The organism is Microcoleus sp. F4-D5 (genome assembly GCF_036704885.1).
In the GTDB taxonomy this organism is placed as follows: Bacteria; Cyanobacteriota; Cyanobacteriia; order Cyanobacteriales; family Microcoleaceae; genus Microcoleus.
The window spans coordinates 81,676-95,456 of the sequence record NZ_JAUBSX010000005.1 but is presented as its reverse complement, the minus strand read 5'-3'; the positions used below and the strand labels follow the sequence as shown (position 1 = coordinate 95,456).

Below are 13,781 nucleotides of genomic sequence, written 5' to 3'. Positions count from 1 at the left end.
GTCACCCATTGTTTAGATTATCAGCAACGAGGCAGGATTTGTTTATCCAACTAACAAACTTTCCTCAGCATACTTAAAAGACCTGGGTTTTGGGTCTCCGAATGCAGCACTCATCAGCAGCAACACGCCAACCCGACCTATGTACATTGTAGCAATCAAAACCAGCTTGCCGATCGCTGAAATCTTGGCTGTAATCCCTGTGGAAAGACCGACCGTGGCAAAAGCTGAAACTGCTTCATACAGAGCTGCGATAAATTCTACTTCGGGATTTGTCAGCTCAATTAAAATTGCAGATGTGAATGCGACCAACATGGAACCGAAGACTACACTAATGGTTTTTAGAATCATTGCTGGCGGGATTTGACGCTGATAGCACTCCACATCTTCCTGGCCTTCGAGAACTGCTGTGGTACAGCAAAACAATATCCTAAAAGTTGTGGTTTTGATGCCGCCGCCGGTGCTGCCAGGGCTGGCGCCGATCAACATCAGCGCGATAGTCAGAAATAGCGAGGCTTCGCTCATTTTGCCAATGTCAATTGTATTGAATCCCGCCGTGCGGGGAGTAACAGATTGAAACCAAGCTGCCATCACTTTTTGAGGAAAATTTAGAGAGCCGAAAGTGTCTGGGTTGTCGTATTCCAGCACCAAAAAGGCTAGCGTTCCTAAAATTAAAAGAACAGCAGTTGTACTGGTAACGACTTTGAAATTTAGGGAAAAAACTGTGCAGATAGGGCTTTTATTGAAGCGATCGCGCAGCCACATGTACATTTCCATAATTACTTGATAGCCGATTCCCCCAAATACGATTAAACCGCTGACTGTGAAGTTAACCACAGGCGAACTGATGTAGCCGATTAAATTATCTGAATAGATGCTAAAACCAGCATTATTAAACGAATTAACACTGTGAAATATAGCAGACCACACACCCTCTTTAAATCCGTATTGGGGGACGAAAACCGACATCAGCAAAAACACTCCAGTTAATTCAAACAAAAGCGTTGTTGCTAGAATTGACTGCACCAGTTGTACTACGCCGGCTAGTCCTGATTTGTCGAGAGATTGTTGCAGGGCAATTTTGTCTTTCAAGCCAAAGCGGCGGCCCAATAACAGCAGCAAGAAAGTCGTGGCTGTCATGTAGCCCAAGCCTCCTATTTGCACCAGTAAAACTAGGCACAGTTGCCCCCAAAAAGAGTAATATTTTCCCACATCAACCACCGACAAGCCGGTGACGCAGACAGCGGAAGTAGAGGTAAACAGTGCTGTTATTGGATCGCTCCAAGTTCCATCAATTGTGGAAAAGGGCATCATTAGCAATAGAGCACCTGCGAGGATGACAGCGAGAAAGCCCAAAGCAATGGTTCGCGAGACAGTCATTCGATTTTAGATTTGAGATTTTAGATTTGAGATTTGAGAGGTAACCCACAAATCAATGTGAGATTTGAGATTTTAGAGGGAAGGCACAAATCGATCGTCGGGCTGGAAATCAGGACATCTCTGTCTGGCGAAGGCCGGAGGCCGATCGAACTCAATCGCCAAATTCTATGACAACAGCGGGAAAATAACGGTAGAATTCCTTTAATAACTTGCGATCCGGCGATGACATCAACACTTTACCAGCAAATTCAGCAACTTTACGACGCTTCTAGCGGTTTGTGGGAGCAGGTGTGGGGCGAACATATGCACCACGGTTACTACGGCCCGGATGGCAATTTGAAAAAAGAGCGCCGACAGGCTCAGATAGATTTGATAGAAGAACTGTTGGCATGGGCTGGAGTACCGTCAGAGCAGGCACTCTGTGAATCTTACCGCATTCTCGATGTCGGTTGCGGGATCGGCGGCAGCACGCTTTATTTGACCGAAAAGTTTAGTTCGATCGCTCAAAATAATTTAAAGTTGGATGGCGGGGTCGATCGAGATTTTAGCCGATCGCCCGAACCAAATAAAACGGGCGCTAGCGTTACAGCGACCGGGATTACTCTGAGTCCGGTACAGGCCAACAGAGCGACCGAACGCGCTAAAATTGCTGGCATGGAAAGCAATGTGAACTTTTTGGTAGCAGATGCTTTGAATATGCCTTTTTCTGACGAGTCATTCGACTTGGTTTGGTCGCTAGAAAGCGGAGAACATATGCCAGACAAAATTAAGTTTGTGCAGGAATGTTGCCGCGTGCTCAAGCCTGGAGGAACTTTGATTTTGGCGACTTGGTGTCACCGCCCGGTGGGAGAAACGGCGGGAGAATTAACTGATGAAGAGAGAAAGGAATTGGCAGAAATTTACCGGGTTTATGCTTTGCCTTACGTGATTTCTTTGCCGGAATATGAGGAAATCGTCCGCAGTTTGCCTTTGACAAGTATTCGCACCGCTGATTGGTCAAAAGCTGTCGCTCCTTTTTGGGATGTGGTGATCGATTCTGCTTTGACTCCGATCGCGATTTGGGGTTTGCTGACGAGCGGTTGGACGACTATTCAAGCTGCACTTGCTCTCGGATTGATGAGCCGTGGATATCAGAGCGGATTGATTCGTTTCGGGCTGATTTGTGCAGTAAAATAACAGGGAGGGAGCCGAGAAGTTTTGAGTTTTGAGTTGATGAGTAAGTAGATGAGTAAGGTGCGTATCGCGCACCTACAGAATATTATTTGTTTGGTGCGGGTGTGAGTTTTATGGGCAACGATTCGATTGACAAGTCTTGGATTGATAAAAATGGCTCGGCTCCGCCAAGCTGGGTGAGGGCTTTTTGGGAGTTTTCTCGGCCGCACACAATTGTGGGTACTAGCCTGAGTGTATTGGCTTTGTACGCGATCGCCCAAAGCGCGCGGCTGTTTGTGAATCCTGTATTTTTGCCCCTAGCTTTTGCGTGGTTGGCTTGCATTTGCGGCAATATTTATATTGTGGGATTGAACCAGTTAGAAGATGTTGAAATTGATAAAATTAATAAGCCGTATTTGCCGATCGCCTCGGGAGTGTTTTCTCGAAACACCGGAGAATTAATTGTAATTGCAACGGGAATTCTAGGAATTTTGACTGCTGTTTTACAAGGCCCGTTTTTGCTGGCGACAGTTGGCGTTAGTTTGGCGATCGGGACTGCTTATTCTCTGCCGCCAATTCGGCTGAAGCGGTTTCCTTTTTGGGCGGCGCTGTGCATTTTGACGGTGCGGGGCGCGATCGTAAATTTAGGGTTATTTCTGCACTTTAATTGGGTGTTGGGTTTGGGAAGGGCGAAAAGCGCTTTTTCTGGCTGGAGTTTGGAGAGTGTGTCTTTTGCGATTCCTGCGGAAGTTTGGGTGCTGACGGTTTTTGTTGTGGTGTTTACGTTTGCGATCGCCATTTTTAAAGATATCCCCGACATGGAAGGGGACAAGCAATATAATATTACTACGTTTACGATTGAGCTGGGCAAGCCTGCCGTCTTTAATTTATCTCGCTGGGTGTTGACGGTTTGTTATTTGGGCGCGACTTTGGCAGGAACGATCTTATTGTCTAATGTTAATTTAGTGTTTCTGGCAGTTTCTCATTTGGCGGCTTTGGGTTTGATGTGGTTTTGGAGCGTCAAAGTTGATTTGGACGATCAAAAAGAAATTGCTGATTTTTATCAGTTTATCTGGAAGTTGTTTTTCTTAGAATATTTGATTTTTCCCGCAGCTTGTTTGTTGGGGTAGAAGGGGAAGAAGGAAGAAGGAAGAAGGAAGAAGGAAGAAGGAAGAAGGAAGAAGGAAGAAGGAAGAAGGAAGAAGGAAGGGGGAAGAAGGGAAGAAGGAAGAAGGATGGAAGAGTTAACAAATTAGAACAAGTTGGCAATTACAAGTTAGCGAACTCCCAAACAACAAAGACAACTATGGCTTCTCAAAAAAAATCGCGAAAATCTGCCTGCAAATTGGGTGCAGAAGACTCTTTGAAAATAGCTTGGGAACATCACCAAGCGGGACGTTTGTTAGAAGCTGAGAATTTGTATCGGCAGATCGTAGAAGTGCAGCCGGAGTCAGCAAACGTGCTGTGTTTGTTGGGAATAGCTGCTAGACAGCAGGGAAAAATTGCCGAAGCGATCGACTTTTACGAACAGGCGATCGTCCAAAACCCCGATTTTGTAGAAGCACATTTAAATAAGGCTAATGTTTTGCTGGATGTAGGCGAGTATCAAAGGGCGATCTCCACTTACGAACAAGTCATCAAAATGCAGCCAAATTCCGCACTAGCTTACAATAATTTGGGCTGGCTCAAACAGCAAGTCGGCGAAATAGACTCGGCAATTTTATATTACCAAACAGCGCTCAAGCTCGACCCCAACCTGCACGAAACAGCACACAACTTAGCAGGTTTATTTAAACAAAAAAATCAATTAAACGAAGCGGTAGCCTGTTACCTGCACGCTTTACAAATTAATCCGAGTTTGACATATTCTCTGATGGGGTTGGGAACAGTTTTTCAGCAGCAAAGTAAATTAGCCGAAGCTTTTAACTGCTACCAGCAAGCTGTACAACTAGAGCCAAACAATCCCGAAGCTCACAACAATGTCGGGGCATTTTACCACGAACAAGGCAATACCAAAGCAGCAATATCTTACTACCGACAAGCATTGAACTTAAAGCCAGACTTCGTGGATGCTATTAACAACCTCGGACACGCTTTGGTCGATTTAGGGGAATTTCAAGAAGCCTTTTTTTTTCACCGTCGAGCATTGGAATTGCAGCCCGACAACGCCACCGCACACGTGGAATTAGGTTTAACTTTGCTATTGTTCGGAGATTTTCAGCGCGGTTTTGCTGAATATGAGTGGCGGTGGCGCACTCCGCAACTACAACCAAGGCAATTTAAACAGTCGGTTTGGGATGGTTCAGATTTGCAGGGAAAAACTATTTTACTGCACGTCGAGCAAGGCTTCGGCGATTCGATTCAGTTTATTCGCTACGCGCCGATTCTTCGCAGCCGAGGGGCTAAAGTTATGGTGGCTTGCTATCCAGAACTGCTGCGGTTGTTTGAGACAGTTGCCGGCATTGAATATTTATCAGTTAGTCTTGAGGGTTTGCCAGAATTTGACGTTCACGCACCGCTGATGAGTTTGCCGAGAATTATGGGGACAACTCTGGAAACAATACCGGGAAATGTTCCTTATTTAGCTTCGCCTGATGAGTGCAATTTTGCGCTTTCTTCTGATGCAAAACTGAAGGTAGGGATTGTTTGGGCGGGGAGCCCGCAGCGCCGGAAAGACAATCAGCGTTCTTGCAGTTTGAGCGATTTTATTCAATTTTTGGATATTCCGGGAATCGCTTTTTATAGTTTACAAAAAAACTTGTCCCAGAGCGATCGCACTTTGTTGAACCAACACTTAGTGCCGGATTTGAGCCCGCATTTGAGCGACTTTGCTGATACCGCTTCGGCGATATCTCAACTGGATTTAGTCATTAGTGTCGATACGGCTGTGGCGCACTTAGCCGGTGCTTTAGGAAAACCGGTTTGGGTGCTGCTTTCTTTTGTTCCTGACTGGCGCTGGCTGCTGCAGCGCGAAGATAATCCTTGGTATCCAACTGCAAGGCTTTTCCGCAAAAGTCAGCCGGACAGTTGGCAAGAATTGTTTGACGAAGTGCAGGCGGCTTTGAGTTCTTTTGCGATCGCCAATAGTGCTAGTTATTCCGAGGATTCTGCAAAAGATTCGCTTGACTTCGTTTCACTCGCAATGATTGCTAATGATAAGCCTGACCTCGATTCTGTGCTTCTCAAAATTACAGGTGCAAGCGTGGTTCAAGAGAGTAAAAACATATTTGTGATGGCGAGCGAAGGCTTGGCAGAAGGCTCCGCAGCTAAGCAATCGCAGGGGATTGAGACATCGGTTGCGATCGCAACTGGTGGCGAAAATCCGGTTGTTTTAGAGGATTTATTGCGGCAAGCAGAACAGTTAATGGAGACAGGCGATAAGGAAGAGGCGATCGCCCTTTACGAACAGATAATATCTCTCGATCCAAATTGCGTTCAAGCGCTGATTAATTTTGGTTTTCTCAAGCAAGAAAATGGCGAGTTAGACGCAGCTATTCCCCATTATCAAGAAGCTTTAGCCCTCGCTCCAAATATTCCTCAAACAGCTTACAACTTGGCAAAAATTTTTGAGGAACAAGGTCAAGTAGAAGAAGCGATCGCGCATTACGAACAAGCTCTTGTCGCTCAACCAGATTTCGTGCCAGCACTGATTAATTTAGCGGTGGCGCTGCAAGAAAAAGGCGAACTTTTAAGGGCGGTCGAGCTGTACCGGCAAGCGCTGGAAATTCAGCCGCATAGCTGGGAAGCTTACAACAATCTGGCAACAGTGTTGCAAGAACAGGGCAATTTAGAAGATGCGCTGGAGTATTATCACAAAGCTCTAGAATTGCTGCCGGATTTTGTGGAAGCTATCAACAATTTAGGCAGGACGTTTCTGGAAAAAGGCGCGGTAGAAGATGCGATCGCCTGTTACAGACGGGCGATTCATTTAAGTCCCAACCACGCTAGCGCTCACCTGAATTTGTCCTTGGCTTTGCTGTTGGTGGGAGATTTGGAAAATGGTCTCGCCGAATACGAGTGGCGCTGGCAAATTAAAGAATTTCACACTGGTCATTCGTGTTTTTTAACGGGGCCGGAAAATACAGTTTCGGCGAGAGAATACCGGCCGCTGTGGGACGGTTCTGATTTGGTGGGAAAGACTATTTTGCTCCACGCCGAACAAGGTTTAGGCGATTCGCTTCAGTTTATCCGCTACGCTGCGATCGTCAAAAATAAAGGCGGTAGGGTAATTGTTGGCTGTTACCCGCAATTGCACCGTTTGTTTGCAACGGTTGACGGCATTGATTTGCTAATAGTTAAAGGCGAGCCGCTGCCGGAATTTGACGTGCAAGCGCCGATGTTGAGTTTGCCGTATATTATCGGTACAAAGCTGGAAACAATACCGGCAAATACTGCTTATTTATCTCCGCCGGCGGGTGCGGATTTTGGGCTTTTGCCCGATCGCACTTTGAAAGTTGGGATTGTCTGGGCGGGGAATCCAAAACACCGCAAAAACAAGCAGCGTTCGTGCAGTTTAAGCCAGTTTCTGCCGCTTTTGGACGTTTCGGGGGTAAGTTTTTACAGCTTGCAGAAAGAGGTTTCCGAGGCAGATCGCGCGCTGTTGAATCAAACGCCGATCGTAGATTTGAGCCCGCATTTTGACGATTTGGCCGATACTGCTGCTGCGATCGCCAAACTAGATTTAGTCATTAGTGTCGATACCGCTGTCGCCCATTTGGCGGGGGCTTTGGGCAAACCGGTGTGGATTTTGCTAGCGTTTTCGCCGGATTGGCGGTGGCTGTTGGAACGCGAAGATAGTCCTTGGTATCCGACGGCGCGGCTGTTCCGGCAGCATCAGCGGGGCGACTGGGAGGGTGTTTTCGCACGGGTGGCTCAAGCTTTGGGCTGCCTGGTTTCCGCAGCATCTGCGCCGTCGGATTTGGCGGATGCAGAGTTTCGGTTGGGTCGAGATTTGCAGCAGCAAAGGCAGTTTCGCGGTGCGATCGAATGTTACGAGCGGGCGATCGCGATCGATCCAAATTATGCGGCCGCTCACAGCAATTTAGGCGTTGTCAAACAGCACGCTGGCAGGCTACAAGAGGCGATCGCGCACTACCGAGAAGCGCTCGCAATCGACCGCAATTTGGCGGAAACTGCGAGCAATTTGGGCAGCGCGCTGGCGGAAGCAGGGGAGACTCAAGAGGCGATCGCAGAATATGAACGGGCGCTTTCTTTGAACCCTAATTGCGCGGAAGCGCTGATTAATTTGGGCCTGCTGCGGGAAGGACAAGGAGATGTGACGGAGGCTGTAAGGTGCTACGAGCAAGCGATTCAAGTCAATCCTAATTGCGCGGCGGCTTATTTGAATTTGGGAATTACTTTGGAGGAACAAGGGGAGGAAGGGGAAGCGAGCCCGAATTACGAACGGGCGATCGCGAATTACGAACGGGCGATCGCGATCGATCCAAATTATTTCGATGCCTTGCACAACTTAGCATACGCTTCGATCCGGCAGGGGCGAGTTGCAGATGCGATCGCATACTACGAGCGAGCTCTGAAGCTGCAACCGGATTTGGCCCAAACCGATCTTGCTTTGGGGAGTTGGCTGTCAAACCAAGATCAGTTAGATGAGGCTCTAGCTTTTTGCCAGCAGGCGATTCAGAAATTGCCAGCCTCAGCAGAGGCTCGCTGCAATCTGGGAATTGTCCTTCACAAACAGGGCAAAATTGAAGATGCGATCGCCTGCTACCGCCAAGCTTTGAGCCTGAAACCCGACTTTCCTGAAGCTTTGAACAATCTCGGCAAAGCTTTTGAGGAAGCGGGAAAAATGGCAGAGGCGATCGATTGCTACCATCGGGCGATCGAACTCAAACCCGGTTATATCAATTCTCTCAACAGTTTGGCAAATGCTTTGCACGATCGCGGACAATTTGTAGATGCTATCACCTGCTACAGCCAAGCAGTTAAATTCAATATCGGCAATCCTGAATCTCACCTAAATTTAGCTTTAGCTTTACTGCTGGCGGGAGATTTTCAGCGCGGTTTTTCCGAGTACGAATGGCGGCTACTGGTTCAACAAAAACAGTCCCCGCACCACAACTTTCACCAACCTATTTGGGATGGCAAAGATTTGCAGGGAAAAACTATTTTGCTTTGCCCGGAACAGGGTTTAGGCGATGCAATTCAGTTTATCCGCTACGCAGATTTAGTCAAGCAAAAAGGCGGTAGAGTAATTGTTTGGTGTTTGCCGCAGTTGCAGCGCTTATTTGCACAAGTTTCAGGAATCGATGCGTTAATAGTTAGTCCAGAGAATGCGCCGGAGTTTCAAGTTCGCGCGCAGCTAATGAGTTTGCCTCACATTCTGGGAACAACTTTAGAAAATATACCTGCGAAAGTTCCTTATTTAGCTCCGCCCCCGGGTTTGGAATTTACTCTCAGTCCAACTGCTAATTTGAAAGTAGGGATTGTGTGGTCGGGCAATCCTCAATATTCGCAAAATAAGGTGCGATCTTTACCGCTGAATTTGTTAACTAAACTGTTAGATATTCCCGGAGCAAATTTTTACAGTTTGCAAAAGGAAATAACAGCAGAGGAGCGCGCTTTGTTAGAGCAAATGCCCGTAACAGATTTAAGCTCTTATTTGCACGACTTTGCCGATACTGCGGCGGCAATCTCCGCTCTGGATTTAGTTATTTCTGTAGATACTTCTGTGGCGCACTTGGCCGGTGCTTTGGGAAAACCAGTGTGGATTTTGCTGTGTTTTGTGCCGGATTGGCGGTGGATGTTGCAACGCGAAGATAGTCCTTGGTATCCGACGGCGCGGCTGTTTCGCCAGTCAACAGCGGGGGATTGGGAAGGAGTTTTAGAACAAGCTAGTTTGGCGCTGAGAGAAAGAATTTGCCAGCATGAGGAAGCTCAGCCGCCAAGAGAAACTTATCCCAATATTGAATTGTCTCAACAACATTTCAATCGGGGAAATATTCTGAAAGCGCAAGGTAGATTTGCCGAGGCGATCGCTTGTTTTAAAAATGCTTTAGTTTGGCAGCCAGATTTGATAGAAGCTGCAACTAATTTGGCAGTGACGCTGCATCAAACAGGCGACTTAGCCGAAGCTGCCACCTATTATCAGCGCGCGGTCGAAATCGACCCGAACTGCCCTCAAGCGCAAAATAACTTGGGCATTTTGCTGCAAGATCGAGGCAATACAGCCGATGCTGTATCTTGTTTTCAAAAGGCGATCGCCCTAAATCCAATGTACGTCAAAGCTCTCAACAATCTCGGCGCGACGCTCCAGCAGCAGGGCGAGTTGCCGAGTGCGATCGCGTGTTTTCATCAAGCACTTTCAATCAATTCCAATTACGTGCCAGCCTTGATAAATTTGGGCGTGGCGATGCAAGCAAAATGTCAGCTAGTAGAGGCAGAAAGGCTTTACGAGCGTGCCATTGAAGTAGAACCAAACAATCCTGCAGGACACTATCACCTGGGAACTTTATGCTTGGGTGCGGGTAAAATAGAACAGGCAATTTCTAGCTTAGAACGAGCCATATTTTTGAATCCGAATTATCTAGAAGCTGTCACGAATTTAGGCAGTGCTGTAGAACAATTAGGAGACATAAATCGAGCTATATTATGTTACAATAAAGCCATACAAATCGATGTTAATTGTGCAAAAGCTCACTTCAATTTAGCCTTAGTCCTGCTGTTGACTGGGGACTTGCCGCGCGGTTTCGCAGAATACGAGTGGCGCTGGCAAACAGAACAGGCGAAAAAAATGCAGCGGTTGAATTTCGATCGACCGATTTGGGATGGTTCAGAGTTGAACGGGCAAACTATTTTGCTCCGATCCGAACAAGGTTTGGGCGATGCCATTCAATTTGTGCGTTACGCGGCAATCGTGCAGCAAAAAGGCGGCAAAGTAATCATTTCTTGCTATCAAGAACTGAAGCGTTTATTTAAGCAGATTCCTGGCATCCAACAAGTGGCGGTTCGGATGGAGGAATTGCCGGATTTCCAAGTGCAAGCACCGCTGATGAGTTTGCCTCACATTCTGGGAACAAATTTAGAAAGTATACCGGCAAATATTCCTTATTTAGCTGCGCCGCCGAATTGGCAATTTTCCCTAAATTGCGTGAAGCGCAGCTATCCCGTAGGGAATGGCAATTTCAAAGTTGGGATTGCGTGGGCTGGAAGTTCGGAACATTTGAAGGATTTTCAGCGATCGAGCGATTTAAGTTATTTCCTAAAATTGTTAGATATTGCGGGTGTAAGTTTTTACAGTCTTCAGAAAGAAGTGTCTGCGGGCGATCGTACTTTATTAACTCAAATTCCAGTGATAGATTTGAGCGACAATTTGAACGATTTTGCCGATACTGCGGCGGTGATATCGCAATTAGATTTAGTAATTTGCGTGGATACTGCTGTCGCACACTTAGCCGGTGCTTTGGGTAAACCCGTATGGATTTTGCTGTGTTTTATGCCGGATTGGCGGTGGATGTTGGAACGCGAAGACAGCCCTTGGTATCCGACTGCGCGGCTGTTTCGGCAGCAAACACCGGGTGATTGGGAGGAAGTATTCGATCGCATAAAAACAGCTTTAAAACACCTAATCTCTACTCGTTACCAGGCTGATTCGGGGAACACAGATTCTGATGCTATGCCTCAACTTTCCTTGTCACCTGCACAGGTAGAATTTTACATAGCAAATACCTTACAAAAACAAGGTAAAAAAGCAGCCGCAGCCGCTCGTTACGAACAAGTAATTTCAGCCTCACCCACCCACGCAGAAGCCCACAGTTATTTAGGTTATTTAAAACAGGAAAACGGCCAAATAACCGAGGCAATTTTGCACTACAAACAAGCGCTTGAAACCAATCCTAACCTGAGCGAAACAAACTTATATTTAGGTTGCGCCCTGGAAGAACAAGGAAAAGTTATCGAGGCGATCGACTGGTATACTAAAGCAATTCAACTATCTCCAGAATCACCGAATTGGCGCTTAAAACTAGCGTTAGCTTTGCTTTTGACTGGCAATTTTCAGCGCGGTTTTGCGGAGTACGAATCGCGCTGGCAAACTCAAGAATTGGAACCCAGATATTTCGCCCAACCGCTTTGGGACGGCTCAGATTTGCAGGGAAAAACGATTTTATTGCACCCAGAACAAGGTTTGGGCGATACGATACAGTTTATCCGCTACGCACCTTTAGTCAAGCAAAAAGGCGGCAAAGTTGTTGTGGCTTGTCATGTCTTGCTGAAGCGTTTATTTGAAGGAATTGCAGGAGTCGATCTAGTAATAGCGCGGTCGAGTGATTTGGTAGATTTTCAAGTGCAAGCGCCGCTGTTAAGTTTGCCGCGAATTTTGGGAACAACTTTGGAAAATATACCGGCAAAGATTCCTTATTTAGCCCCGCAACAGGATTTTAAATTTTCTCTAGAACCAAACAATCAACTAAAAGTAGGTATTGTGTGGGCGGGCGGCGCGCTGCACCGCAAGGATCGTCAGCGATCGTGTAAATTGAGCCATTTTGTCAAATTTTTAGATGTTGCTGGAACGACTTTTTACAGCCTTCAAAAAGATTTTTTAGAGGGCGATATCACTTTGTTCGATCGACATAAAATTCAAGATTTGAGCGAACATTGCTTCGATTTTTCCGACACCGCAGCAATTATTTCGCAACTCGATTTAGTAATTTGCGTAGATACTTCTGTGGCGCACTTGGCCGGTGCTTTGGGCAAACCCGTCTGGATTTTGCTGTCTTTCGTGCCCGATTGGCGCTGGATGCTGGAACGCGAAGATAGCCCTTGGTATCCCACTGTGCGGTTGTTTAGGCAGCAAACACCGGGTGATTGGGATGGAGTTTGCGATCGTATAAAAGCAGCCTTAGAACACTTAATCTCTACTCGTTCCCAGGCTGAGCCTGGGAACGGAGATTCTGATGCTCAGTCTCCAATCCAACGCCCAGAAACTCCCCCACAAATTACCGGAATCGGCATTAGTTGGCCAGTCAGCATCACCAGCGGCTGGGGAATTTACGGCATGAATTTAACACTGCAACTGCTGCGAAATTCCGCATGGGAAGTTGCACTTTTAGTACCGCCATCTATCACCTCAGAATCTATCAATCCGCTGCATAAATCCCTGTTATTACCTGTAGTAGAAAAGCAGAAAAATTTTCAGGAATTAGTAACCGCAAATTCAGACAAACAGATTACTTGCAACTTTCCCGTACTTTACGCTTTGGGGAATAATTTAGCATCCTCTGGAGTTGAGAATCAAATTACCAGCGCTTGTCAAATAGGAGTCATATTTTTTGAAGACACGCGAATCACGGCAGAAGCACTAGAAAAAGCCAAAAAATATAGCGCAATTGTTGCCGGTTCTAACTGGAATGCGGATGTTTTGAGAAGCTGCGGCTTGACTAATGTGGCTATGGTAAATCAAGGAATTGACCCCGCAATTTTTCATCCTGCACCCAAGTCTAATCTATTTGGCGATCGCTTCGTCATCTTTTCCGGCGGCAAACTAGAATATCGCAAAGGTCAAGATATTGTAATTGCCGCTTTCAAACGATTTCGCGCCAAACATCCAGAGGCTTTGTTACTAACAACATGGCACAACTTTTGGCCTCAGTATATGCTGGGAATCGAACAAACCGGCAACGTTGTCGGACTTCCCAATATCAACCGCGACGGAAGTTTAGGAATTTCCCAATGGTTAGTGGCTAACGGTTTGCCGGTTGACTCTTTTATCGACATCGGCTTAATTCCCAATCACCTCGCCGGACAAATTTTGCGAGAAGCCGACTGCGCTGTTTTCACCAACCGCTGCGAAGGCGGCACTAATTTAGTCGCGATGGAAAGTATGGCCTGCGGAATTCCGACTATTTTATCAGCAAATACTGGTCATTTAGACTTGATTTACAGCAACATTTGCTATCCTTTATCGAGTCAAGGAAAAGTAAAATCTACGGCTCATTTTTCCGGTGTAGAAGGTTGGGGAGAGTCTGAGGTTGCAGAAGTTGTCGAGGCTTTGGAACAAATTTATACTAATCGCGAAGAATCAAAACGTCGCGGTTTAGCTGCGGCAAATTTTATGCTGGATTGGACTTGGGAAAAACAAGTTAAGCGCTTTCTTGATGTTATACTCAATGTGAGCTAAAACGGCGGTTGAAACCGTGTCTTGTCAAACGAATTCCGCCTAAGCGCTGCCGCGCTGGCTTCGCCCACGCGGACTCTATAATAAAGGGGGGTAAAAAGCCAAAATTTGTTATTATTAC

General features: G+C 46.6%; 4 protein-coding genes. 3 read left to right on the top strand and 1 reads right to left on the bottom strand.

From position 1 onward, the window contains the following. Positions 1–42: 42 nt before the first annotated feature. A complete protein-coding gene (locus tag QUA80_RS04085; RefSeq protein ID WP_333421660.1) occupies positions 43–1,377 on the bottom strand; it encodes a TrkH family potassium uptake protein in 1,335 nt (444 codons plus the stop codon). Positions 1,378–1,599: 222 nt separating this feature from the next. Between QUA80_RS04085 and QUA80_RS04080 the strand changes: the two genes are divergently transcribed. The 3 genes from QUA80_RS04080 (at position 1,600) to QUA80_RS04070 (ending at position 13,663) form a co-directional block, all read left to right on the top strand. Beyond that, positions 1,600–2,553, top strand: a complete 954-nt coding sequence (locus tag QUA80_RS04080; protein ID WP_333421658.1) for a methyltransferase domain-containing protein — start codon at positions 1,600–1,602, stop codon at positions 2,551–2,553. 110 nt (positions 2,554–2,663) lie between these two features. Continuing rightward, complete coding sequence (locus tag QUA80_RS04075) at positions 2,664–3,659, top strand: homogentisate phytyltransferase (RefSeq protein ID WP_333421656.1); 996 nt, start codon at positions 2,664–2,666, stop codon at positions 3,657–3,659. Next, on the top strand, positions 3,644–13,663 hold the full coding sequence (locus QUA80_RS04070; RefSeq protein WP_333421654.1) for a tetratricopeptide repeat protein: 10,020 nt from the start codon (positions 3,644–3,646) through the stop codon (positions 13,661–13,663). The genes QUA80_RS04075 and QUA80_RS04070 overlap by 16 nt, the downstream gene beginning before the upstream one ends. Positions 13,664–13,781: the final 118 nt, after the last annotated feature.

Excerpts from the sequence above, each read along its gene's own strand:
- QUA80_RS04085 (WP_333421660.1), bottom strand. The coding sequence starts at position 1,377 with ATGACTGTCTCGCGAACCATTGCTTTGGGCTTTCTCGCTGTCATCCTC.
- QUA80_RS04080 (WP_333421658.1), top strand. The coding sequence starts at position 1,600 with ATGACATCAACACTTTACCAGCAAATTCAGCAACTTTACGACGCTTCT.
- QUA80_RS04075 (WP_333421656.1), top strand. The coding sequence starts at position 2,664 with ATGGGCAACGATTCGATTGACAAGTCTTGGATTGATAAAAATGGCTCG.